At 44.2% G+C, this 24143-nt stretch carries 22 protein-coding genes and 1 riboswitch; of the genes, 13 read left to right on the forward strand and 9 right to left on the reverse strand.

Going from position 1 to position 24143, the window contains the following annotated elements; translation table 11 throughout:
- Positions 1–2 precede the first annotated feature (2 nt).
- Together MWG72_RS08290 and MWG72_RS08295 are read right to left on the reverse strand one after the other, a co-directional pair.
- Positions 3–740 (reverse strand): urea amidolyase associated protein UAAP1, encoded by a 738-nt coding sequence (locus MWG72_RS08290; protein ID WP_247143739.1) that lies wholly within the window; start codon positions 738–740, stop codon positions 3–5.
- Between the two features lie 28 nt (positions 741–768).
- A riboswitch (guanidine-I (ykkC/yxkD leader) is annotated at positions 769–880 on the reverse strand.
- Between the two features lie 205 nt (positions 881–1085).
- Positions 1086–1979, reverse strand: coding sequence for a LysR family transcriptional regulator (locus MWG72_RS08295; RefSeq protein WP_004647024.1), 894 nt, complete (start codon positions 1977–1979; stop codon positions 1086–1088).
- Between the two features lie 292 nt (positions 1980–2271).
- On the opposite strand from MWG72_RS08295, the gene MWG72_RS08300 reads away from it, so the two are divergent.
- Entirely contained in the window at positions 2272–2994 is a 723-nt protein-coding gene (locus tag MWG72_RS08300) for an HAD family hydrolase (RefSeq protein ID WP_247143740.1), read from the forward strand.
- Between the two features lie 69 nt (positions 2995–3063).
- On the opposite strand, the gene MWG72_RS08305 is transcribed toward MWG72_RS08300, so the two are convergent.
- The 4 genes from MWG72_RS08305 to MWG72_RS08320 all read right to left on the reverse strand — a co-directional run bounded on the left by MWG72_RS08305 (position 3064) and on the right by MWG72_RS08320 (position 7843).
- Positions 3064–3414, reverse strand: coding sequence for a hypothetical protein (locus MWG72_RS08305; RefSeq protein ID WP_004280391.1), 351 nt, complete (start codon positions 3412–3414; stop codon positions 3064–3066).
- Between the two features lie 261 nt (positions 3415–3675).
- Positions 3676–4842 carry a fatty acid desaturase family protein gene (locus tag MWG72_RS08310; protein ID WP_247143741.1) on the reverse strand — a complete coding sequence of 389 codons (1167 nt, stop codon included), beginning with the start codon at positions 4840–4842 and terminating at the stop codon, positions 3676–3678.
- Between the two features lie 42 nt (positions 4843–4884).
- A complete protein-coding gene (locus MWG72_RS08315) occupies positions 4885–5907 on the reverse strand; it encodes a flavin reductase family protein (protein WP_247143742.1) in 1023 nt (340 codons plus the stop codon).
- A gap of 298 nt (positions 5908–6205) precedes the next feature.
- Complete coding sequence (locus tag MWG72_RS08320; RefSeq protein ID WP_247143744.1) at positions 6206–7843, reverse strand: long-chain-fatty-acid--CoA ligase; 1638 nt, start codon at positions 7841–7843, stop codon at positions 6206–6208.
- A 379-nt stretch (positions 7844–8222) separates the two neighbouring features.
- Here MWG72_RS08320 and MWG72_RS08325 point away from each other — a divergent pair, with 379 nt between their 5' ends.
- Positions 8223–9644 carry an aminotransferase-like domain-containing protein gene (locus tag MWG72_RS08325; RefSeq protein WP_247143746.1) on the forward strand — a complete coding sequence of 474 codons (1422 nt, stop codon included), beginning with the start codon at positions 8223–8225 and terminating at the stop codon, positions 9642–9644.
- A 48-nt stretch (positions 9645–9692) separates the two neighbouring features.
- On the opposite strand, the gene MWG72_RS08330 is transcribed toward MWG72_RS08325, so the two are convergent.
- The 3 genes from MWG72_RS08330 to MWG72_RS08340 form a co-directional block, all read right to left on the reverse strand.
- Positions 9693–11012, reverse strand: a complete 1320-nt coding sequence (locus MWG72_RS08330) for a DcaP family trimeric outer membrane transporter (protein ID WP_247143747.1) — start codon at positions 11010–11012, stop codon at positions 9693–9695.
- Between the two features lie 108 nt (positions 11013–11120).
- Entirely contained in the window at positions 11121–12494 is a 1374-nt protein-coding gene (locus MWG72_RS08335) for an MFS transporter (protein ID WP_005246252.1), read from the reverse strand.
- Positions 12495–12723: 229 nt separating this feature from the next.
- Entirely contained in the window at positions 12724–13635 is a 912-nt protein-coding gene (locus tag MWG72_RS08340) for a LysR family transcriptional regulator (RefSeq protein WP_247143748.1), read from the reverse strand.
- 115 nt (positions 13636–13750) lie between these two features.
- Between MWG72_RS08340 and MWG72_RS08345 the strand changes: the two genes are divergently transcribed.
- The 11 genes from MWG72_RS08345 (at position 13751) to pcaF (ending at position 24106) form a co-directional block, all read left to right on the forward strand.
- Positions 13751–14860 (forward strand): muconate/chloromuconate family cycloisomerase, encoded by a 1110-nt coding sequence (locus MWG72_RS08345; RefSeq protein ID WP_004647035.1) that lies wholly within the window; start codon positions 13751–13753, stop codon positions 14858–14860.
- Positions 14861–14873: 13 nt separating this feature from the next.
- The gene (gene catC, locus MWG72_RS08350) at positions 14874–15164 is read left to right on the forward strand and encodes a muconolactone Delta-isomerase (RefSeq protein ID WP_004647036.1); all 291 of its coding nucleotides are present in this window, start codon (positions 14874–14876) and stop codon (positions 15162–15164) included.
- A 154-nt stretch (positions 15165–15318) separates the two neighbouring features.
- Positions 15319–16239 carry a catechol 1,2-dioxygenase gene (catA, locus tag MWG72_RS08355; protein ID WP_005100210.1) on the forward strand — a complete coding sequence of 307 codons (921 nt, stop codon included), beginning with the start codon at positions 15319–15321 and terminating at the stop codon, positions 16237–16239.
- A gap of 71 nt (positions 16240–16310) precedes the next feature.
- Positions 16311–17699: a benzoate 1,2-dioxygenase large subunit gene (gene benA, locus MWG72_RS08360; RefSeq protein WP_247143749.1), complete on the forward strand. Its 1389-nt coding sequence runs from the start codon at positions 16311–16313 to the stop codon at positions 17697–17699.
- Positions 17696–18187, forward strand: coding sequence for a benzoate 1,2-dioxygenase small subunit (gene benB / locus MWG72_RS08365; protein ID WP_247143750.1), 492 nt, complete (start codon positions 17696–17698; stop codon positions 18185–18187). Before benA ends, benB begins: the two co-directional genes overlap by 4 nt.
- Before the next feature lie 93 nt (positions 18188–18280).
- Positions 18281–19297, forward strand: coding sequence for a benzoate 1,2-dioxygenase electron transfer component BenC (benC, locus tag MWG72_RS08370; protein ID WP_247143751.1), 1017 nt, complete (start codon positions 18281–18283; stop codon positions 19295–19297).
- A gap of 17 nt (positions 19298–19314) precedes the next feature.
- Positions 19315–20100 (forward strand): benzoate diol dehydrogenase BenD, encoded by a 786-nt coding sequence (gene benD, locus MWG72_RS08375; protein ID WP_004731107.1) that lies wholly within the window; start codon positions 19315–19317, stop codon positions 20098–20100.
- Between the two features lie 58 nt (positions 20101–20158).
- On the forward strand, positions 20159–21379 hold the full coding sequence (gene benE, locus MWG72_RS08380; protein WP_005251919.1) for a benzoate/H(+) symporter BenE: 1221 nt from the start codon (positions 20159–20161) through the stop codon (positions 21377–21379).
- Positions 21380–21416: 37 nt separating this feature from the next.
- A complete protein-coding gene (locus MWG72_RS08385) occupies positions 21417–22088 on the forward strand; it encodes a 3-oxoacid CoA-transferase subunit A (protein WP_004647044.1) in 672 nt (223 codons plus the stop codon).
- Between the two features lie 19 nt (positions 22089–22107).
- The gene (locus MWG72_RS08390) at positions 22108–22764 is read left to right on the forward strand and encodes a 3-oxoacid CoA-transferase subunit B (protein WP_005246228.1); all 657 of its coding nucleotides are present in this window, start codon (positions 22108–22110) and stop codon (positions 22762–22764) included.
- 136 nt (positions 22765–22900) lie between these two features.
- The gene (gene pcaF, locus MWG72_RS08395) at positions 22901–24106 is read left to right on the forward strand and encodes a 3-oxoadipyl-CoA thiolase (protein WP_004731114.1); all 1206 of its coding nucleotides are present in this window, start codon (positions 22901–22903) and stop codon (positions 24104–24106) included.
- Positions 24107–24143 lie beyond the last annotated feature (37 nt).

The following is a 24143-nucleotide window of genomic DNA, read 5'->3' on the forward strand; positions in this document are numbered from 1 at the left end:
CCTTAAGCAGTTAAAGCGTAGTAGCGGTTATTATTTTGAAACGCACGCTGATTTTGCGGGCATGAGTCACGGCAGACATCGGTGTCGCCTAAAGGCAGTGCTTTAAAGAGTGAGAGCTGAATATCGGCAGGTGCATATTCAGTAGAATTGTCTAAGGCATGTGGTGCACTGGATAAAAACACCAAACAATCCATTTCAAAACGTAGTTCAATCACCTGATCAGTATTGTCAGATACGACATAAGACAAGTTACCGTTGTCATCTGGTTGCACTTTAGAGAATAGATTTAAGGTATTACTCAGATCCGTCGCAGATAAACCAAATTTGGTCATCTCTAAAAGTAGGCTGTCTTTAGCATTGCGGTACATGTCGTTGCGGGCATCCTGGAAGGTCTTCGTGCCAAACTGTGCTCCAATTTGCGGGGCGGTACTTGGCGCACAAAAGGCATCATTCCAACCATGGTCATCTTTAACAATCGAGATCATCGCACGACCTAAATCAGACGCCAAAATGTGCCCTGTACTTAAAAATGCGCTGTGTTGACCTTTTAAGCTGTCTGGCATGTTATAGGCTTCAAGCTTATCTTCGCTATTCACACAAAACAGTGAAACATTGGCATTTGCGCCTAAAGATTTAAGTTGTAAAACTGCGCCACGCTGGATGCGTGCTGACCAGTGGTGTCCACCCGGTAAACGTTCAGTCCAGAGGACTTGATCTTCGTGATAAGTAGTTGTGCTCATATGCATCCATCCCAATCTTGTACGGTTTACCTCCCGGGCTTTTATCCCTCCGTGTAGCTTGAGCTTGAAACTTAAGCCGTGAACTCTCGGTCGCAGACCTACATGAATCTTCATGTATCGGAACCCTAGATCACTTTATGATTGAGTAGATAGATGCAAAGGACGTGCCAAACTGGTAATACTATTTTTTATATTCGTAATACTTTTTTTTGAGATGGAACTGATCACTTCAGGTGCAAGGCTCTGAAAAAGGCATCAAGATGTACCAAAATAAAAAATCCCAGCTTGAACTAGGATTGTAAAATCTACAGATGAGGACTTTATCAAGATATCCAAACTGCAAAGTTATTTACTTAAAATCTCATGCAGCATATTACGTAACCATTGATGACTGGTTTTATGATGACAAGACATATGCCAATACTGCTTTACGGAATAGGTCGGGAAAGCAATCGGTGCCTCAAAAATCTTGAGATTGCCACGTGATAATAAAACTTCACTCAAATAATAAGGCACGGTCGCAATCGCATCGGTTTCCTGTACCACCAGTCCTACCCCGAGATAACTTGGCAGACGCATTAGAATGTCACGCTTGAGTTCCAGATTCAGCAATTCATTTTCAATATGGTAATGCCCCATCCCGGCATCAATATCAATATGGGTTTCACGTAAATACTCTTCTGTCGTGATGCTGTCACCGGTCAGGCGCGGATGGTCTTTCGCCGCGATCACCACATAATATTGCTCAAACAGTTTCTGCTGATAAAAGCCATTCTCCAGATTTGGCAAGAAGCCCAAAGCCAGATCAATCTCACCATTGGCCATTTGATAACTGGTTTCCGAGGTAATCGGACGCACATTCAGACGGATATGGGATGCATGCTGCTTCAGATACTGGGAAATTTTTGGCAATAACACCAGATGTGATACATCGGTCATCGCCAGTGTAAAGCGCTGCTGTGAAGTGACCTGATCAAAATTGATCGTGAAATTATTGATTGCTTCAACTTTGCTCAGTGCTTCGCTGACCAAGGGAAAGAGCTGTTTGGACAGATCCGTAGGTAGCATCTCATTGCCAATACGTAAAAATAAAGGATCACCATAATGCTGGCGAATTTTATTCAGCAGATTGCTCACCGCTGGCTGGCTCATATCTAAATGATCGGCTGCCTGAGATACGTTTTTAAATTTATAGACATAATAAAAAATACTGAGCAATTTACAGTCAAGTTCAAACACAGAAATACATTTCCTTTAACTTTCTCCTCATTCGGACAGGTCTTTCATCCGCATAAGTCTATTGAGGGTCAGATTAAAATATAACACTTTGCCACTATTTTCAGGATTAAACTCGCTGTAATTTTCCGAAAAAAATACTTTTGCCAGATGAATAAATCCATTAAAAAGTACCTCAACAAGTACCTCAACGCAAAATTTCCAGCCCGGTTTGCTCAGGTCAGTTAAACATTTAAAGCGTATGCGATATACTCAGCCCCACCGAATAAATGGTAAAAATACAGAGAAATCTTATATGTTTCAGGATAAAAAGCTGGTCTGTTTTGATCTGGATGGTACGTTGATTGATTCTGTAGGCATCTGGAATCAGGTCGATGCAGCCCTGATTGATGAGCTCTCCAACAGAAAAGTCGATTTACAAGAGATTCAGCAACAGCGCGATCTTCAACTTACCGCCTTGAGACATAGACCAGATCCTTATCTGGAATATTGTGGATTTTTAAAAGAACAATACGGTTTTGAACCAGCTAAAGAAGAAGTAAAAAATCGTCGTTATACAATTTCCCGACATTTTCTGGATCATATCGTCGAATTGAAACCTCAGGCAGACCTTCTGATTCAAGCTTTAAAACAGCAACAGATATCACTGGCTTTGACCACCACCACCAGTTTATTCAATGTACAGCGCTATCAGGATAACAATCGAAATATTAATTCTAAAATCAGCTTTGATGAGGACTTTTCCTTGATTCTCACCCGTGAAAATGTCCAGAACATTAAACCTCATCCCGAAGTTTATCTGAATGTTTTGCAAGCCTTTAACCTTCGACCTGAGGAATGTCTAATTATTGAAGACTCTCTAGTCGGTGTAGAAGCAGCCAATCATGCGGGCATCGAGGTAGTGGCAATGTATGACCAGCACTCCGCTCATGAAATAGATTTGATCAAAGCCAAAGCAAATTATTATGTCGAAAATTTTGCTGAATTATTAAGTTCATTCAATAACAACATCCACTAAAAAAGATGCCATGAAGCATCCTTGTTCATGACATCTTGAATACTATTTGTGGCTTAAAAATCTTGCTGACTATTTGGCTTTTTTATAGATTGAGCCTGAACCAACCAGATTTCCGGTTTTCTCATCGATTGCAAAATCGACCATACCTGCACCTGCGTTCAACTGAAGCATGCCATTTTCGTTCACTGCAGCGGGCATTGGATTCTTTTTCTCGGTTTTACCGGTTTCCTTATCTTTGATCGTATTGGTAATCAGATAATTTTCACCATTTTTTGAAATAACCAGAATATTTTCAAGTTTTGGATTTTCCACGGTGTTTTTCCAGTTGCCCTGATAATCTGGTGCGGGTGCTTCAGTGGTGTTACAAGCAGTTAAAAGTACTAATAATGGAATTGCTGAAAAATATTTAAGATGTTTCAAAACTGAGACCTTAAGTGTAACGACGCGGCCATTATAGAGAGAAGCCCTTAGGGCTGAAGCAGGTTGTTGTAGGCAAAGCGTTTCAGCAGTACTGGATCTGTTTTGCTTTCGTCATTTTTTGAAATCTGTATCCATATTTTATTCATAAACAGGAGGATTTTAATGATATTGAATCTGATAAAGGTCAAAAAAAAATTCCTCAATAGACCATCCAAATCTATTGAGGAGTACCAAAACGGTAAAATAAGTAAAGCTTAAAAATTATGACAATAGTTTCGCTTTAAAGTAGTTGAATACAGATTTGGCAGCATGGGTTTTTTCAACCACCTGCTCAGTCCAGTGATTCGGTAGAGAACATTTAGCGAGACCTACCCAAACGGTAGAAAACTGCTTGATGAAACTCGCTTCGTTATAATGAATGCCATATTCTTCACAGAGCGCTTTAACTTTTGGCGCAACCTGCGCATAGCGATTGGCCGGCATATCCGGAAACAGGTGATGCTCAATTTGATGGCTCAAATTACCACTCAAAATATGCAGCCAGGTCGTCCCGCTAAAATTGCTCGAACCACGAATCTGGCGCAGATACCACTCGGCACGGGTTTCATCGTCGGTATTATCCATTTCAAAGGTTTCAGCATCTTCAGTGAAATGACCGTTAAAAATGACGGCAGAAGCCCATAGACTGCGAATCACATTGGCCACCGCATTTCCGGTAAATACCGGAATGGCATTTGGCCCGGCAATGATCGGGAAAAATACATAATCTTTTAACACCTGACGGCGCATTTTTTGGCGCAAAGGTGCTGCTTCTTCCCAAACTTCTTTCCAGGTCTTGGTTTTATAAGCAATCACGTCTTCCAAATGCAGGCGTTGCAGGCCAACATACCATTCGAAAAACACCATTAACTGAATGCCCAATGGAATATTGAACAGAAAGCGTGGTTCCCATTTTTGCGATTCACTAACTCGAATTAGCCCATAACCCACATCATGATCCATCCCCACAATATTGGTATAAGTATGATGAATATAGTTGTGCGTGTATTTCCAGTCATCGCCAGTTGAAATCGTATCCCAGTCATACGTCACACCGTTCAGACTCGGATCGTTCATCCAGTCGAACTGGCCATGCATGACATTGTGACCGAGTTCCATATTTTCCACGATTTTGGAAAGACCGAGCAGACCTGTCCCCGCCAGCCATACCGGTGGCAACCAGCCGGCAAACATCAGCATGCCACGTGAGGCAATTTCGCTATAGCGGACAAAGTTGCGGATTTTATAAATATATTCGGCGTCTTTTTCCCCCAGATCATCCATGACCTCGCGGCGGATTGCATCGACTTTGGCACCGAATTCCTCAATCTGTTCCGGACTGAGAAATTGGCTTTTGCTATGTCGTTTAAAATCAATTTGCATATTCATGGGAGCACCTTCTTATAGTTTAATTAATGGCTTATCAATGGTTTATAAATTAATCACCACAGGACTCACTGCCTGAGAAATGCACAGTTTGATCTGGGTATTATTGCCATGATCAATTTCACCGGTCAGGACATTCCGTACCGAACCACTGACCTTGGTACAGGAACAGGTGTTGCAGATGCCCATCCGGCAGCCATGCGCTGGTCGCAAACCAGATTTTTCAGCACTTTCCAGTAAGTTGGACTGCGCCTGAAACTCTTGCTGCGATCTTAAAAACTGTACCGGCTGTGCTTTAATTTTTTCATCGACCACAATCTGGAAATATTCCGAATGAAAATTGGATTTCAATTCTAGTTTATCGACGATTTTCAGTGCAGCCTTCATCATCCCGGCTGAGCCACAGGCGTAAATTTTTCGTTCTGCAAAGTCTGGCACCAGCTTTTGCAATAAGCTCTGCGTCAGATGCTGCTGGTGTTCCACGGTATTGAAATGGTGATATTTCAAGTTTGGATGCATGAGAGCCAAGGTTTTCAGTTCAGCATGAAAGGCATCATCTCGAGTGAAATAAATCAGGTCGATCTGTTCCAGAGACTGGATCACTGCTTTTTGCAGCAAGGAATAAATGGCCGTAATCCCACTGCCTGAAGCCAGGAATAAAATCGGCTGCGTGGATTTTTGCAATGTGAACTCGCCTTGCGGCTGTGATATTTCGATCACGGCACCAATTTGCATCAGGCTTAAGGCACGTGACACTTTGCCCTGCTGTTTAACCGCAATGATCAGATCACCATTTTTCAATACCGTCACCACAGAATAATGTCGCTGATGACGTACGCCATCCAGTCCGACAGTCACTGCAATATTCTGGCCGGCCTGAAATGACTTGGCTTTAAAATTATGATTTGGACGTAAGTGAATCTTGAAAAAGTCAGAGCTGATGGCTTGAATGCCCATAACGGCAGCCTTAACTTTTTTGATTGCCCAAGTTGGATGGATTTTTTCACCAATAAAATCAATGAAATCTTCCCGGATCCAATGCGGCTGATAGGTTGGCATGCTTGTCATTTTTATCCCCTTATCCGCAGACAGTTTTATTAATGTACAACTGTCTAATTATTATATTGCTCAGGATAAAGAATTCTCATATTGAGACCATGTCAATACAGGTCAAATTATGTGCCTAAGCCATATAATATGAATTTTTGTCGGACAATATCGTCTAAAAGTAGCAATCAAGGCGATATGGATTGAGAAAAAGCATTTTTAAACTGACAACGCTGCTTAGCCTATACATAAAAAAACTGACCTCTATTCGAGATCAGTTTTTTGACTTCATGTTGGGATTTTTAGATTAAATGACGCTTTAACCTGCTGCCTGCTCCAAAAGAATAGTCCCATATAATTCACGCAGATCTTTTTTCAGCATTTTACCAGTACCACTGAGTGGAATCGCATCAACAAATACGACTCGGTCTGGAATCTGCCATTTGGCTACCTTGTCCGCATAATAATCCAGCAGATCAGTTTCACTTAGCTGGCTGTCCGGCTTTTTAATGGCAATCAATACCGGGCGCTCATCCCATTTAGGATGCTGGGCGGCAATCACGGCAGCCATCGCAATTTCCGGATGTCCCATGGCAATATTTTCCAGCTCCACCGATGAAATCCATTCTCCGCCAGACTTGATTAGATCTTTAGAACGATCACTGAGTTTCATAAAGCCATCCTGATCCAGCGTAGCAATATCGCCGGTATCAAACCAGCCATCATCAGTCAGTGCAGACTCTTCCTTGCCGAAATAATGGCTGATGACCCAATGCCCTTTGACCTGTAAATTTCCTGTGGTCTGTCCATCACGTTCAATTTCATGCGTCCCTTTTTCTGCATCAGTCAAACGTAGGTCAACCCCGAATGGCGGACGGCCTTGGGACAGCCGAATCTGTAATTTTTCTTCATCAGAGAGATGCAAATGTTTGGTCTTGAGCTGATTCGCTGTACCCAATGGACTAATTTCCGTCATGCCCCAAGCATGGATCGTTTCACAATTAAACTGTTCTTTGAACGCTCTTAGCATGGCCGGTGGACATGCAGATCCACCCACTACATTCCGTTTTAGGCTTTCCAGTTTGGAACCTAACTGATTTGCGGCTGCAATCAAACCTTGCCAGATGGTCGGTACGCCAAGTGCTACCGAAACCTGATAAGTATCAATCAGGTTAACCAGACTGGTGCCATCCAGACCCGGTCCAGGAAGAACCAAAGTGCATCCGACCATTGCAGCGGCATACGGAGTGCCCCACGCATTTACATGGAACATCGGCACCACAGGCAACATAATGTCGGCAGCCGAGACATTTAATGAGTCAGGTAAAATGATGGCATAGCTATGTAATACCGTAGATCGATGGCTAAATAGCACACCTTTGGGATTTCCCGTGGTTCCTGATGTATAACACAGAGAGCTTGCCGAGTTTTCATCAAGTGTTGGCCACTCAAATTCTGCATTTTGGCCGGCAATCAGATCATCATAAAATTGTACTTCTGGAATCGCTTCTCTAACTGCCGGATCAGCTGCATCCAGACAGATAAAATGCTCGACTGAGCTCAACAGCGCTTTCACGGCTTTAATTAAAGGGACAAATGTTTTATCGAACAGCACCACGCGATCCGCAGCATCATTCATAATAAAAATCAGCTGTTCCGGAAATAAGCGCGGGTTAATGGTATGACAGACTAAGCCGCTGCCAGAAATGGCATACCAAGACTCTAAATGGCGATGATTATTCCAGGCAATGGTCGCGACCCGATCTCCCTGCGCCAAGCCGAGTTGTTGTAATGCATTGGCAAAACGTTTCGAGTTTTGATGAATTTCTCCCCAATTGGTCACTGTAATAGTGGTATCGGTATTTTTGGAAATTACCTCGGTATCGGCATGATAGCGTCCTGCATGTTCAATCATGCTGCTGATCAGTAAAGGCTGAAACATCATATTTCCGAGCATTCTCCACTCCTTTGTGCTTGTTATTGGTCCGTATTTGCGTATCGTTGTTATAGTTGCATGATGGCTCGATCTGAAACCGTAACTTACTTTTTATCATCATGTGGATCGAATTTAGCAAGGAAATCTAACTTTGTAAGTATCGAATTGTGACAAATTAAGCCAAGTGACTGAGGCGTATAAAAATGGGAATACGATTTACGTAGAGATAAAATTTACACAGAAAATCTGAGATCTGATTTTCACTTTAATTGTCGTGCATCAAGACTCAAGCTTAAAAAATAGAATGACAACACTCCTCTTCCTCCCTTTTGTTATATTAAGTACCTTAAAATGTGCTATAAATCAAAATAACTAGAACAGTTTTAGTTCAAGAAAGTGTATGTATAAGTCTGAAAAACTGGCACAGAATATCCGTCAGATGATTGAAAACGGTGTATGGAAGGCACATGAAAAATTGCCTTCACTTCGCGAACAGACCCAATTATCTGGTTATAGCCTGATGACGGTACTCAATGCTTACCAGGAACTTGAAGCACAAGGTCTGGTCTATGCCAAAGACAAATCGGGCTATTACGTTGCAGAACACACTCAAGCTCTGCTCAATAGCAAACAGTCCGCCCAGATTGGTTTAAATCCTAAAATTCAAATCAATTCGGTGGTATTTAATTATTTAAAATCGACTCAGTCAGCAGAGATTGTGCCTTTTGGTTCTGCCTTTCCCAATGCAGAGCTGTTATATAACGCCAAATTTATGCAGATTCTGGCGCAGCAGGCCAAAAGAAAAAGCAGTTATAACAACCAGAATCATATGCCGCCCGGCAATCAGAACTTGCGGCAACTGATTGCCAACCGTTATCAATTACAAGGAGTTACCTGCAATCAAGATGACATTGTCATTACATCCGGTGCACTAGAAGCATTGAATCTGTCTTTACAGGCCTTAACCCAACCCGGTGATTTTATTCTGCTACAGCAAACCATATTTTATGGTGCCTGGCAGGCAGCCGAGCGTCTGGGATTACAGGTGATTACGATTCCGGAACATCCACAGTTTGGCTTTGATCTGGAATCATTTGAACAGGCTTTAAAACAGTATCCGATCAAGGTGTGCTGGCTGATGCTGAATGCCCATAATCCGATTGGCTTTACCGTCAGTTCTGAAATCAAACAAAGAATTGCGGAACTCTTGTATGAATATCAGGTGTATTTAATCGAAGATGATGTTTATCAGGAATTAAATTATGGTTCATCCAAACCGCTACCCGTTAAATATTTTGATCAACATCAGATGGTTTTGCACTGCGCCTCATTTTCGAAAACGCTGGGGATGGGCGCACGCGTCGGCTGGGTGTATGCGGGTCCATTTTCCGATGCCATTCAGCACTTACAGCTCATGAGCACTTTAACAGTCAGTCCCTTACTTCAAAATGCGCTGGTCGAGTTTATTTCACATCATCATTATGAAAAACATTTGCGGCATTTAAGGCAGCATCTGGAAAAATATAAAAAGAAATTTTATCAAGAACTTAAAGCACGTTTGGGAAGCATCTGTGAAATTTACTATTATTCCAGTGGTTATTTTCTCTGGATTGAATTACCTAAAGAAGTCGATGCCCAGCAGCTCTATGAACAATTGCTTCAACAGCATATTTCAATTGCCCCTGCACTGCTGTTTAAGCCTGAGCCTGCCAGCCAACATTATATTCGGCTGAACTGTTCGTTTGAATGGACAGCCAAGATTGAAGATGCAGTCAATCTGCTGGCAGAAACCATTCTCCAAAATAGCAAAAGCGCGGATTAATTCATCCACGCTTCTGTTACAGATCAGACTCTCTCATTGAAAGAAGTCTTAGAAGTTGTAAATAGCAACCGCATTAATTCGGTTGTCTTCACCTGTAGTGCTGCCATTTGCGGCTGCACCTAATGCCTCACGTTCACCATAAACATATTCCAGACCGAAACTTAAAGGCTTGGTTGGGCTATAGAACACGTTGGCCCACGCTTGCCATAAGTCTTTATTGGCTTTGGTCTTGTCAGTGACTGCATTGATATAAGCTTGATCTTCATCAAAATTCATATAGCCATAACCCAATGTGCCGCGCAATTTATCATTAAACTGCTGAGTTAAGCCGACTGAAATTGAATCAAATTCACTTTGTAATAAATCGCCATTTGCAGCGGTAATCACACCCGTATTTGCATAAGATACAAAGCTGCTATCGCCTTTGACATGGTAATAGTCAGCTTTGAGCGTTGTACCCGGCACAACATCATACTTGGCACCAAGCCCTACACCCCATGCGGTTTTTTCATCTTCATTGACACGCTTTTCATTCCCCATCGCACGGGCACTGACTGTAAGATTATCAGCAAATTTATGATTTAAACGTGCCGTTAAAGCAGGTAGACGTTGTTTAATACCAGTAATGGTTGCATCTTTAGGATCTTCTACTGCAAATACTAGATTGGTTTCAGGACTGATGGTGCTGGTATAACGAACTTGTGGCGTCCGTTTAATTGAACCGCCAGCATAAACCAATGCATCTACAGTTTCCGGAATATAATCTGGCACTGCAAAGTTCGACCAGGTTTGACCGATCAACCAGTTGGCATAGCTGATATAAGCATGACGGATACGCAAGTTATCAAAGCTTGCGCCGCCCAGAAAATCCACTTCAACTTTACCGCTTAAAGCTTTATCTCCAGCACCGACTGGTGCTTTAAAATCCATGCCTAAACGGGTTGCAGCCAGAGTAGATTTAAATTCATCACTACGCTCACCGACACCTTCTAAAGGTACCGCATTAATCTGGTTATACATACGTGCTGCTGAACCACCTTCAGCCTGATAAGAGGCATCGGCACGAATATTTCCATAAAGATTAAATTCGGCACCACTGGCAATTTTCATTACGGGTTTGCTTGCTGGAGCAGGTGTTGCTGCAACATGTGCAGTGACCACAGCCGTCTGTCGTTGCTGTTGCTCAACCAGTGCGCGTAAGGCCTGAACTTCCTGGCGCAGTTGTTCAATTTCCTGCTGATTCGACTGAGCTGAGGTTTGTGCTTGAGTCGATAAGCTGATGCCCCCTAAACTCATTGCCATCATGCTCATCAGAACTGTGCGCTTGAATGTGATTGTTGGTTGATTAAGTAATTGTGTCGTGTTCATCCTAAACTCGCTTTTTATTATGCGTTTCGATTCTAGCAACAGATCACCACCCGTTACGATGGCGATCTATATCATTGGGAATATTATCTTTATTGATTGAAATCTAACTTAATGTGTCGCTTCTTTTGCCAATGGATTCGGCTTCACATCAGGTGTTGCAAGGGCTTGGCCATCTACGGAAGTTTTTAAGTTCACCAGGAAAATTGCCAGCGCAGCGATTACGCCAGGAATCGCAATTGCAAAGAAGTTCATTTGATGCGGTAAATTCATGGTTAATAAAGCACCAGTGAGTACCGGCCCAACAATTGCACCAATACGTCCAATACCTGATGCCCAGCCCATACCGGTAGAACGTACCGTCGACGGATAATACTGCGCCACAAAGGTATAGAGCAGAATTTGTGAGCCAATCGTTGCAGCGCCTGCCACAGCAATCAAGGTATATAGAACGAATTGCGGACTGTTAAAGCCAAGCAGAATCAATGCAATGGCACCACATAAGAACATGATAGTCAGCACTTTTTTGATATGGAATTTATCTGCGAGATATCCACCACCAATGGCACCTACCATACCGCCAATATTCAGGGCGAACAGGAAGATCATACTTGCACCCAGCGAGTATCCTGCCTGAATCATCAGTTTTGGCAACCAGCTACCCAAGGCGTAGACCATCAACAGGCACATAAAGAATGCCAGCCAGAACATAAAGGTACTGAAGCTACGGCCTTGTTGAAAGAGTGCTTTTAATGGTGCCTCATCCCCTTTTTGTACTTCATTTAGTACAAACTGGGTGTCACTGGTGATGACCTGTGTCGGAGAAATTTTCTGAATAATAGTATGTGCTTGAGCCGTTTGTTGCTTATTGGTCAGGTACATCAGGGATTCTGGCAGATATTTCCATAGAATCGGCAAGATGAGCAATGGAACGCCTGCAAGCAGGAACATGATTTTCCAGCCAAATTGTGGCACCAACCATGCACCTAATAACGCAGAAGTCATCCCGCCAATGGCATAACCACTAAACATCAGGGCAACCAGCGTACTGCGGATACGTTTAGGCGCATATTCGGTCATCAATGCCACGACGTTAGGCATGACACCGCCAATTCCAAGGCCAGCCAGGAAACGTAAAATTCCGAACTCGACTGGTGATGTAGCAAAGGCACCGATAAAAGTAAATCCACTAAAAATGGCCACACAGATCATGATGGTTTTTTTACGGCCAAGTTTATCGGACAAGGTTCCGAAACTCATGGCACCGAACATCATCCCGAATAAGGCAGTACTGGCCAGCATTCCCGCTTGTACCGCACTTAGCGACCATTCTTGCATCAGTAGCGGCAACGCCACTCCATAGATGACCAGGTCATAACCGTCAAAAATAATGATCAGCAAACACCAGATCAAAACACCCCAGTGAAAGGGTGTGAATTTCGCTTCATCAATCAGCGTATTTATATTCACTTTATTTGTAGACATCTCCACCTCCTAATTGTGAAGTTCAACTTATGCTGCTCACAATGCAGAAAATAGGAAAAAATGTCTAAAACTGAATAGGCATGGCTTTATACCTATAAGGTCTGGGTAAAATTAAACTATTCAATTAATTAATAAATATATTATTCAATCATGAAGTTTTCTAAAACAGGTTGTTTTTATCACGTCCTCATAGGTTTTGGCGCTATATCATTCGCACAATTTTTAGCGATTAAAATACCGATCGATCGTATTTTAGCGCTTCAAGATCATAGACTTGATATACCGCATCAAACAGGTAACGAATGTATTCGCTTTCATCCATATTGCGCATGGCCATAAAGACAGGACTCACTGCAAAAGCATCTGCTAGAGGTACAAAGTTGAGATGGGCTAATTTAATGTTTTGCGCACTTTCCGGCACGATGCAGACGCCTTCTCCGGCAGCGACAAAGCCCAGTGCCAGCTGTAACTCACGGACAATCCGGATATTTTTCGGTTCCAGACCATACTCGGAAAATATGCCACGAACTTGGGTAGAGAAATTTGCCTTTCCAGTATTCGGATATAAGAACAGATGCTGATCGACCAGTTCAGATAAATGTATATTTTCACGATGAGCCAGTACATGACTTGAATGAGCCGCCACTACTAGGCGTTCTTCACGCAGCAACACCCGTTTCACTGCCGGATCTGAAATTCTCAAGCGTCCAAAGCCGACATCAATTCGCCCTTCTTTAAGTGCCTGAATCTGTTCTGAAGTATTCATTTCAACCATCTCAATTTTGAGCTGGGGGTGTTGCTGCTTAAATAGAAACACAATACGCGATAGTAAACCGAATAATAAAGATCCGACAAAACCAATGCTAATAGTGCGATCCGCGATGCCAATCCGCTTGGTCATCGATTTTATTTCTTCAGCATTAGACAAAAGTTTAACAGCATGCTGATAGAAAAATTGACCGGCTTCAGTGGTTTTTAGCGGGCGGCTACCACGCTCAAATAGCTGAATATCGAGCTCTTGCTCTAGATTTTGGATCTGTCGGCTCAAAGGTGGTTGAGCAATAAACAGTTTTTCTGCCGCTTTGGTAAAACTTTGTTCTTCGACGACGGCAACGAAGTAACGCAAATGTCTGAGTTCCATGGCTTTGAATACCTTTAAAGTATAAAAAAATGCTAAATCGATCTTAGACCAATCAACATTATTCTTTTAAGGTATATCAAGTCAAAGCATTAAAGCAAGAATGTGAACCCGTATTATGTATAAGTCAGTTGAAACCTTGCTGGTAGAAATTCCAACCATTCGCCCTCACAAGATGGCAGTGGCGACGATGCAAACCCAGACCCTGGTATTGGTCAAAATCACCACTGAAGATGGTTACATCGGTTGGGGTGAAGCAACAACTATCGGTGGCTTAGGTTATGGTGATGAAAGCCCGGAAAGCGTAAAAGTTAATATTGAAACTTATTTTGCGCCTCTTTTAAAAACATTATCCGGTTTAAATGTTGCACAGACATTACAAGCAATCAAAAAGAATATTAATGGTAACCGTTTTGCTAAATGTGCGATTCAGACTGCACTTTTAGACATTCAGGCACAACGTTTAGGTTTGCCATTAAGCGAAGTCCTCGGTGGCCGCTTACGTGACAGTATTCCAGTTCTTTGGGTATTGGCTTCTGGCAATACCGAAAAAGATATTGCTGAAGCAGAGAAAATGGTTGCGGCAAAACGCCACAACATTTTCAAACTGAAAATCGGTTCTCGTCCGGTAGAAGAAGATGTTGAACATGTGCTGGCAATTAAGAAAGCCTTAGGCAAAGACGTTTCGATCCGTGTCGATGTGAACCGTGCCTGGTCAGAACTGGAAGCGATTAAAGGCATCCAGTTATTGCAAGATGGCGGTGTTGATCTGATCGAACAGCCATGTGCAATTGATAACCTGGACGCTATGCGCCGTCTGACCCGACGTTTTGATGTTGCCATCATGGCAGACGAATCGTTAATGGGCCCGCACTCAGCGTATGAGATTGCCAAACAAAACGGTTCATCTGTTTTTGCAGTCAAAGTTGCCCAGTCGGGTGGCCTGATTGAAGGTTGCGAAGTAGGCAAGATTGCCAAACTTGCAGGTATTGATCTGTATGGCGGCACCATGCTGGAAGGCCCGGTGGGCACGATTGCTTCGGCACATGTGTTCTCTACTTTTGAAAGTCTGGCGTTCGGTACCGAGCTGTTTGGTCCTCTACTGCTGACTGAAGATATTTTGAAAACCCCGCTCAACTATCAAAACTTTGAACTTGAGATTCCGAAAGGTCCAGGTCTGGGGATTGAGTTGGATGAAAACAAGATTGACAACTTGCGTCGTCAGTAATTAGGAGAAACCCATGCTTTTCCACGTACGTATGGATGTAAACATTCCACGTGATCTGCCAGTTGAACAGGCAAACGAAATTAAGGCTGTTGAAAAGGCTTATTCACAGGAATTGCAGCGTCAAGGCAAATGGCGTCATATCTGGCGCATCACAGGCCAGTACTCAAACATCAGTATTTTTGATGTTGAAAGCAATGAAGAGTTGCACAACCTGTTACAAGGCTTGCCTCTCTATCCTTATATGAACATTGAAGTAATGGCATTAAACCGTCACCCATCTTCAGTTCGAGATGACGACAGTTGATTGAATGAGCGGATTGGGAGTCACCGGATTCCCCTTCCGAATCGAAAACAGAGGGTACCTCAACAAGGATTGTGGCCAGCCAGATTTAGCCAGCCAATGAAAGCTAAAAAAGTGCGCCACTAAAAGATGAAAGACATACTTTAGGAGCAATAGTATGAATCGCCAAGAAATTGATGCATTAGTTAAGCAAATGAACGTTGATACAGCGACAGGTCCTGTAGATGAACGTGTACAACAAGTTGTTGTGCGTTTATTGGGTGACCTTTTCCAGGCTATCGAAGATCTTGATATTTCTCAGTCAGAACTGTGGAAAGGTCTGGAATACTTTACTGATGCCGGTCAAGCGAACGAATTAGGTTTATTGGCTGCAGGTTTGGGTCTGGAACACTACCTAGACTTACGTGCTGATGAAGCGGATGCTAAAGCAGGTATTACTGGCGGTACGCCACGTACGATTGAAGGCCCACTTTATGTCGCTGGTGCACCTGAAACAGTAAGCTTTGCACGTATGGATGATGGTTCTGAAGAAGGCAAAATCCCGACTTTAATCATTGAAGGTACAGTGACGGATACTGACGGCAACCGTGTTGAAGGTGCTAAAGTTGAAATCTGGCATGCAAACAGCCTGGGCAACTACTCATTCTTTGACAAGTCACAGTCTGACTTTAACTTGCGTCGCAGCATCATTACCGCTGCAGATGGTCAATATACTGCATTGACTACAATGCCAGTAGGTTATGGCTGCCCTCCAGAAGGTACAACTCAGTTTGTACTGGACAAATTAGGCCGTCACGGTAACCGTCCATCGCACGTACATTACTTCGTATCTGCACCGGGTTACCGCAAGCTGACTACTCAATTCAATATTGAAGGCGACCAATACCTGTGGGATGACTTTGCATTCGCGACTCGTGAAGGCTTGGTGGCAACTGCGGTTGACGTGACTGATGAAGCTGAAATTGCAAAACGTGGTCTCAACGGTCCTTTCAAACACATTCAATTTGATATTGAACTTGTGAAAGAGAAACAAGACGCACCTTCTACTGAAGTTGATCGTCGCCGCGCTAGCGCTTAATACATTAAGAAGCGGGATATGCCTTGAGATATATCCCGCTGACTTCCCCCTTGGAAAGTCGGAGAAAGGACATGCCTCGTATTCCCGTAATTAACACCAGCCATTTAGACCGCATTGACGAATTACTGGTTGATGATTATGAATCTGGTGAATTTAAACTACACCGTTCAGTATTTACAGACCAGGCCCTGTTTGACCTTGAGATGAAATACATCTTTGAAGGCAACTGGGTTTATCTAGCACATGAAAGCCAGATTCCAAACAATAACGACTTCTATACTACTTATATTGGTCGTCAGCCGATCATCATTGCACGTAACCGTCAAGGTGAACTGAATGCCATGATCAATGCCTGTTCGCATCGCGGTGCACAATTATGCCGTAACAAGAAAGGCAATAAAGCAACTTATACTTGCCCATTCCATGGCTGGACGTTCAATAACTCAGGTAAGTTATTAAAAGTCAAAGATCCGGCTGAAGCGGGTTATTCAGACTGCTTTAACAAAGACGGTTCACATGACCTGAAAAAGGTTGCCCGTTTTGAAAGCTATAAAGGCTTCCTGTTTGGTAGCTTAAATCCAGATGTTCCTTCACTGGAAGAATACCTGGGCGAAGCGACCAAAATCATTGACATGATCGTGGATCAGTCTGAGCAAGGTCTGGAAGTTTTACGTGGTGCTTCGACTTATACCTATGAAGGTAACTGGAAGTTGACTGCTGAAAACGGTGCTGATGGTTATCACGTGTCTGCTGTACACTGGAACTATGCTGCAACGACTCAGCAACGTAAAGAAAAACAAGCTGGCGATAACATCCGTGCCATGAGCGCAGGTTCATGGGGCAAACAAGGCGGTGGTTCTTACGGCTTTGAACACGGTCATATGCTGCTTTGGACGCAATGGGCTAACCCGGAAGACCGTCCTAACTTTGCCAAGAAAGATGAATACATTGCGCAATATGGCGAAGCTATGGCGAAGTGGATGATCGAACGTTCACGTAACCTGTGTATCTATCCAAACGTTTACTTCATGGATCAGTTCGGTTCACAAATCCGTGTGCTGCGCCCGATTTCTGTCGATAAGACTGAAGTGACGATCTACTGTATCGCGCCTGTAGGCGAAGAGCCGGAAGCCCGTACCCGTCGTATCCGTCAGTATGAAGATTTCTTCAATGCTTCAGGTATGGCAACCCCAGACGATCTTGAAGAATTCCGTGCTTGTCAGGCAGGTTATGCCGGTATCGCGCTGGAATGGAACGACATGTGCCGTGGTTCTAAACACTGGATCCAAGGCCCGGACGATGCTGCCAACGAAATTGGGTTAAAACCAAAACTGTCTGGTATTAAAACTGAAGATGAAGGTCTATACCTGGCTCAGCACCAGTACTGGTTAGAACTGATCAAAAAAGGCATTGCAACTGAAAAAGAAATTGCAGCATCTACTGAAGGAGAAAACGCATGAGCGACATCACTTTAGAAAAAATTGCGCAGTTCCTGTATCAAGAAGCCCGCTTTTTAGATGATGAACAATGGGATGACTGGTTGACGTGTTATGCCCCTACTGCGTCTTTCTGGATGCCAGCCTGGGATGATGATGACAAGCTGACCACAGATCCACAGTCTGAAATCTCGTTGATTTACTATCCAGACCGTCAAGGTTTAGAAGACCGTGTGTTCCGTATCAAGACTGAACGTTCATCTGCAACCATGCCGGATACCCGTACCAGCCATAACATCAGCAATATTGAACTTGTTGAACGTGATGGCGACAAGGTCACTGTACGTTTTAACTGGAATACCTTGAGTTTCCGTTACAAAAACAGCTATAGCTACTTCGGTATGTCACGTTATGAAATCGATTTTTCAGGCGATAAACCACAAATTTTAAGCAAATACGTGGTACTGAAAAATGATTACATCAATCAGGTTATCGACATCTATCACCTTTAAGACTGTTTTTATTACAGCCAGGTAAAACCTTTCAGCCAGATGGAAAATTGGCTGAAAGGTCCAGTTACAAAGATTTATATAGGATATTCAGCCATGTCAAACCACAATGTTGCACTTCAATTTGAAGATGGCGTTACACGTTTTATTTCTGTTGCCCAAGGCGAGACCCTGTCTGATGCAGCTTACCGTCAAAAGATCAATATTCCTTTGGACTGCCGTGATGGTGCTTGTGGAACGTGTCGTGCGTTTTGTGAATCAGGTTCTTATGACATGCCTGAAGAAACTTATATTGAAGATGCTTTAACGCCTGAAGAAGCCGCTGAAGGCTTTATTCTGGCTTGTCAGTGTAAACCGACTTCAGATGCGGTGTTCCAGATCCAAGCCTCTTCAGAAGTCTGCAAAACTGAAATTCATGAATTCCAGGGTACTTTGGCGCGTGTCGAAAATCTGTCTGATTCGACTATTACTTTTGACATCCAGTTAGATGAAGGTCAACCGGACATTCACTTCCTGGCAGGTCAATATGTCAATGTCGGAATTCCAGGCACCACAGAGACCCGTTCTTATTCATTCAGCTCAAAACCGGGTAACCGTCTGACTGGTTTCGTAGTACGTAATGTACCGAACGGCAAAATGTCGAGTTTCCTCAGCGCTGATGCAAAAGCGGGTGACAAAATGACTTTCACCGGTCCATTTGGTAGCTTCTACCTACGTAATGTGACTCGTCCTGTCTTGATGCTGGCGGGTGGTACAGGCATTGCACCATTCATGTCGATGTTACAGGTACTGGAAGAAAAAGGGTCTGAACATCCAGTGCGTTTAGTATTTGGTGTGACCAATGACTTTGACCTAGTCGCAATTGAAAAGCTGAATGAACTGCAAGACAAATTCTCGTGGTTTGAATACCGCACAGTGGTTGCTAACCCAGAATCTGCACATGAGCGTAAAGGCTATGTGACCGGTCATATCGAAAATGAATGGCTGAATGACGGTGATGTAGATGTCTACCTGTGTGGTCCAGTACCAATGGTAGAAGCGGTTCGCGGCTGGTTAGATGCTGAAGGCGTTAAACCTGCAAGCTTCCTGTTTGAAAAATTCTCTGCTAACTAATAGAGGGAATTTGTTCAATGTCTAACCGTCAAAGATTTGAAAATAAAGTTGTAATCGTGACGGGTGCCGCGCAAGGCATCGGTCGCGGTGTCGCGCTGCAAGTGGCGAGCGAAGGTGCCCAAGTCGTCATGGCTGACCTTTCCCCTTATGTAGAAGAAGTTCTGGCTGAAATTGAAGCGACTGGCGGTGATGCGATTACGGTCAAAGCCAATCTGGAAACGTTTGCCGGTGCTCAATCAGTCGTTGAAAAAGCGCTAGAAACCTATGGTCGTGTCGATGTGCTCATCAACAACGTCGGTGGCGCGATCTGGATGAAACCTTTCGAAGAATTTTCTGAAGAGGAAATTATCAAGGAAGTGAACCGTTCATTGTTCCCGACACTGTGGTGCTGCCGCGCAGTTCTTCCGGAAATGATTAAAAATCAGAAAGGTACCATTGTAAACGTGTCTTCTATTGCGACACGCGGCATTAACCGTGTGCCATATTCGGCATCCAAAGGTGGTGTGAACGGCCTGACCGCTTCCCTTGCCTTTGAACATGCTAAAGACGGAATCCGTGTCAATGCAATCGCGACAGGTGGTACTGAAGCACCACCACGTAAAGTACCGCGCAATGCCAATCCACTGACTGAATCTGAAAAACAATGGATGCAGCAAGTGGTTGATCAGACCATTGACCGTACTTTCATGGGACGCTACGGTACGATTCAGGAGCAAGTGAATGCAATTGTATTCTTGGCTTCGGATGAATCATCTTATATGACAGGTACAGTGGTACCGGTCGGTGGTGGTGATCAGGGCTAATCCTGATCATCACGATTTTTAACAGGCTCATGGTTCGACGCAAGGAGGCACATCACCAATGAACACCCTGTTTCAGACATTAAAAAATGATTGGTCCATTTCAGCCACTGTTGCAGGATTTTTAGCAGTCCTGATCTCCTATTCGGGGCCACTGATCATTTTTTTCCAGGCGGCGCAGCAAGCCCAAGTTTCCCCGGACATGATGATTTCATGGATTTGGGGAATTTCTATTGGTGCTGCGCTCGCAGGTATCTTTTTATCAATTAAATACAAAATACCTGTCGTCACCGCCTGGTCTGCGCCCGGAACGGCTTTATTAGTCACGCTGTTTCCCGACATTTCGCTCAATGAAGCGGTTGCTGCCTATATCACCTCTGCCGTGGTGATTTTTTTCATTGGGATTACCGGTTATTTCGACAAGTTGCTGTCCTGGATTCCCCAGGAAGTGGCTGCCGGGATGATGGCAGGGATTTTACTGCAGTTTGGTTTAGGGCTGTTCACCGCGACCGATACCATGCCCTATATCGTCTTTGGCATGCTGGCGGTATTTTTGCTGGCCAAGCGTTTCAGTCCACGTTATGCCATGGTCTGGGTGCTGATTGCCGGTGTGGTTTTAAGCATGCTGCTGGGCAAGATTAACCCGGTCACGGCAGATTTCAGTCTGGCGATTCCGCAATTTATTGCACCGGAATGGACCTGGAGTTCCACCCTGAATCTGGCCCTTCCCCTGATTCTGGTCAGCCTATCTGGCCAGTTTTTACCGGGAATGGCGATTATCAAACTCAGTGGCTATGACATGCCCGCCAAGCCGATTATCAGTGCAACCAGTATTGCCTCGCTTGCAGTGGCCTGTGTTGGTGGAATTACCATCGTATTGGCTTCAATCACGGCTGCATTGTGTTTAGGCAAAGACGCACACGAGCTGAAAGAAAAGCGTTATATCGCCGGCGTGGCCAATGGGCTTTTTTATATTTTAGGCGGCTTATTTGCCGGCAGCATTGTCATGCTGTTTAGCCTGATGCCCAAAGAGTTGATTGCGGCTTTGGCAGGACTGGCATTGCTGGGTGCGATTGCTACCAATATTTCCGTGGCCATGGGCAAAGAATCACAACGTGATGCAGCAATGATCACCTTTTTAGCGACTGCTTCCGGCATGCATTTCTTGGGGCTGAGTTCAGTCTTTTGGGGAATTTGCATTGGCCTGGTAGCACATTTTCTGCTGTCACAGAAAAACCGTAACGCAGTTCCGGTTACAGCATCAGATTCAAAACGAGTTTAAAGACATCCATCAGTTTAGGATATGTAAGGACCAGATTATGATAGATAAAAGTTCATTATCATTGAAAGAAGCACTCTCCCAGATCAAGGACGGTTCTACCATTATGATCGGTGGTTTCGGTACAGCGGGTCAGCCTGCTGAACTGATTGATGGTCTGATCGAATTGGGTATTAAAGACCTGATTATTGTCAACAACAATGCTGGTAATGGCGATTATGGTCTGGCGAAACTGCTTAAAGCTGGTGCTGTTCGCAAGATTATTTGTTCTTTCCCACGCCAGTCTGATTCCTGGGTATTTGACGAATTGTATCGTGCTGGAAAAATTGAACTGGAACTGGTGCCACAAGGTAATCTGGCTTGCCGTATTCAGGCGGCGGGTATGGGCCTAGGTCCAATCTATACCCCTACCGGTTTTGGTACGTTGCTGGCTGAAGGCAAACCAACCTTGAACTATGAAGGCAAAGATTTTGTCCTGGAAAATCCGATTAAAGCTGACTTTGCTTTAATTAAAGCTTCTAAAGGCGATCGTTGGGGTAACCTGGTTTACCGTAAATCTGCGCGTAACTTCGGCCCGATTATGGCGATGGCAGCAGATGTGACCATTGCTCAGGTATCAGAAGTGGTTGAACTGGGTGCACTGGATCCAGAGCACATCATCACCCCGGGAATTTTTGTTCAACATGTTGTTCAAGTTAAACCTGCACAATAATTGGCATCGGAGATAAATAATGAGCTATAGCAAACTGACCCGTGACCAGATCGCTGAACGTGTGGCACAAGACATTCCTGATGGTGCCTATGTAAACCTCGGTATTGGTTTACCGACCAAGATTTCAAGCTACCTGCCAAGCGATAAAGACGTCTTCCTGCATTCTGAAAATGGCCTGTTGGCTTTCGGTCCTCCTCCTGCTGAAGAAGACCGCGATCCTGAGCTGATCAATGCCGGTAAAGAATTCGTGACCTTACTTGAAGGCGGTTCTTTCTTCCATCATGGTGATTCTTTCGCCATGATGCGTGGCGGTCATTTAGACATCGCCGTATTGGGTGCTTTCCAGGTCGCTGAAAATGGTGACTTGGCTAACTGGCATACTGGTGCTCCAGATGCAATTCCAGCAGTCGGCGGTGCAATGGATCTGGCTGTTGGCGCGAAAAAAGTCTTTATTACGACTGATCACGTGACCAAAAAAGGCGAGCCAAAGATTGTGGCTGAATTATCTTATCCGGCTACTGGCCTGAAATGTGTCGACCGTATTTATACCGACCTTTGCGTGATTGATGTCACCCCTGAAGGGATGAAAGTGATTGAGAAAGTTGAAGGTCTGTCATTTGAAGAATTGCAGTCAATGACTGGTGCCAAACTGATTGATGCGACTCAATCAAATTAAGGGGAAGTCCCTCCTTTATTAAAGGAGGGATTTAGGGAGGATTTTTTGAAGAATAAAATTACTTCATTAAATCCCTCCCAACCTCCCTTTAAAAAGGGAGGAGTTTTCTTCTTTTAAATATGTGAGCAAATACACAATGAAAAACGCATATATTATCGATGCCATCCGTACTCCATTCGGTCGTTATGCCGGTGGCCTCGCGCCTGTCCGTGCAGATGACTTAGGTGCGCTGCCAATTAAAGCGTTGATGGAGCGCAATCCAAGTGTGAACTGGGAACAGGTCGATGACGTGATCTATGGCTGTGCCAATCAGGCCGGTGAAGACAACCGTAACGTCGGTCGTATGTCTTCTCTGCTTGCAGGCTTACCTTATCAGGTGCCAGCGACGACCGTGAACCGCCTGTGTGGTTCATCGATGGATGCCATCGCAATGGCAGCACGTGCGATTAAAGCCGGTGAAGCGAATCTGATTATTGCTGGTGGTGTAGAAAGCATGTCACGCGCCCCATTCGTGATGGGTAAGTCAGAAACGGCGTATGGCCGTAGCCAGAAGATTGAAGACACCACCATGGGATGGCGTTTTATCAATCCGAAACTGAAAGAAATGTACGGCGTAGAAACCATGCCGCAAACGGCTGAAAATCTGGCGGAACAGTTCAACATCAACCGTGAAGACCAGGACAAGTTTGCCTTGACCAGCCAGCAACGTACTGCAGCAGCACAGGCCAAAGGTTTCTATAAAAATGAAATTATTCCTGTAGTGATTCCACAGCGTAAAGGCGATCCGGTGGTTGTCGATACTGATGAACATCCGCGTGCATCTACCACTGCAGAAGCTCTGGCAAAACTGAAGCCTGTGGTGAAAGCAGAGGGGACGGTAACGGCGGGTAATGCTTCAGGGATTAACGATGGTGCAGCTGCCCTGTTGATCGCGTCTGATGAAGCAATTGCTCAACATGGCTTAAAACCGCGTGCCAAAATTATTGGCTCAACGGTTGTGGGTGTTGAACCACGTATCATGGGCTTTGGTCCTGCACCTGCTATCAAGAAATTACTGGCGCAAACCGGTCTTACTTTAGAGCAGATGGATGTGATCGAGCTGAATGAAGCTTTTGCAGCACAAGCTTTGGCTTGTACTCGTGACCTTGGCATTGAAGATGGTTCAGAGAAAGTCAATCCGAATGGTGGTGCAATTGCTTTGGGTCATCCACTCGGTGCATCTGGTGCACGTCTTGTAACTACAGCACTGAACCAGCTGGAACAAACCGGTGGTAAATATGGTCTTTGTTCAATGTGTATTGGTGTCGGTCAAGGCATCGCTTTGATTATTGAACGTGTTTAATTATTAAATGCTCTTTCTTCCCTCCTTTCCCAAAGGA

This window comes from Acinetobacter lwoffii, assembly GCF_022967985.1.
Taxonomy (GTDB): domain Bacteria; phylum Pseudomonadota; class Gammaproteobacteria; order Pseudomonadales; family Moraxellaceae; genus Acinetobacter.

Excerpts from the sequence above, each read along its gene's own strand:
- MWG72_RS08290 (WP_247143739.1), bottom strand. The coding sequence starts at position 740 with ATGAGCACAACTACTTATCACGAAGATCAAGTCCTCTGGACTGAACGT.
- MWG72_RS08300 (WP_247143740.1), top strand. The coding sequence starts at position 2,272 with ATGTTTCAGGATAAAAAGCTGGTCTGTTTTGATCTGGATGGTACGTTG.
- MWG72_RS08310 (WP_247143741.1), bottom strand. The coding sequence starts at position 4,842 with ATGAATATGCAAATTGATTTTAAACGACATAGCAAAAGCCAATTTCTC.
- MWG72_RS08315 (WP_247143742.1), bottom strand. The coding sequence starts at position 5,907 with ATGACAAGCATGCCAACCTATCAGCCGCATTGGATCCGGGAAGATTTC.
- MWG72_RS08320 (WP_247143744.1), bottom strand. The coding sequence starts at position 7,843 with ATGCTCGGAAATATGATGTTTCAGCCTTTACTGATCAGCAGCATGATT.
- MWG72_RS08325 (WP_247143746.1), top strand. The coding sequence starts at position 8,223 with ATGTATAAGTCTGAAAAACTGGCACAGAATATCCGTCAGATGATTGAA.
- MWG72_RS08330 (WP_247143747.1), bottom strand. The coding sequence starts at position 11,012 with ATGAACACGACACAATTACTTAATCAACCAACAATCACATTCAAGCGC.
- MWG72_RS08335 (WP_005246252.1), bottom strand. The coding sequence starts at position 12,494 with ATGTCTACAAATAAAGTGAATATAAATACGCTGATTGATGAAGCGAAA.
- MWG72_RS08340 (WP_247143748.1), bottom strand. The coding sequence starts at position 13,635 with ATGGAACTCAGACATTTGCGTTACTTCGTTGCCGTCGTCGAAGAACAA.
- MWG72_RS08345 (WP_004647035.1), top strand. The coding sequence starts at position 13,751 with ATGTATAAGTCAGTTGAAACCTTGCTGGTAGAAATTCCAACCATTCGC.
- catC (WP_004647036.1), top strand. The coding sequence starts at position 14,874 with ATGCTTTTCCACGTACGTATGGATGTAAACATTCCACGTGATCTGCCA.
- catA (WP_005100210.1), top strand. The coding sequence starts at position 15,319 with ATGAATCGCCAAGAAATTGATGCATTAGTTAAGCAAATGAACGTTGAT.
- benA (WP_247143749.1), top strand. The coding sequence starts at position 16,311 with ATGCCTCGTATTCCCGTAATTAACACCAGCCATTTAGACCGCATTGAC.
- benB (WP_247143750.1), top strand. The coding sequence starts at position 17,696 with ATGAGCGACATCACTTTAGAAAAAATTGCGCAGTTCCTGTATCAAGAA.
- benC (WP_247143751.1), top strand. The coding sequence starts at position 18,281 with ATGTCAAACCACAATGTTGCACTTCAATTTGAAGATGGCGTTACACGT.
- benD (WP_004731107.1), top strand. The coding sequence starts at position 19,315 with ATGTCTAACCGTCAAAGATTTGAAAATAAAGTTGTAATCGTGACGGGT.
- benE (WP_005251919.1), top strand. The coding sequence starts at position 20,159 with ATGAACACCCTGTTTCAGACATTAAAAAATGATTGGTCCATTTCAGCC.
- MWG72_RS08385 (WP_004647044.1), top strand. The coding sequence starts at position 21,417 with ATGATAGATAAAAGTTCATTATCATTGAAAGAAGCACTCTCCCAGATC.
- MWG72_RS08390 (WP_005246228.1), top strand. The coding sequence starts at position 22,108 with ATGAGCTATAGCAAACTGACCCGTGACCAGATCGCTGAACGTGTGGCA.
- pcaF (WP_004731114.1), top strand. The coding sequence starts at position 22,901 with ATGAAAAACGCATATATTATCGATGCCATCCGTACTCCATTCGGTCGT.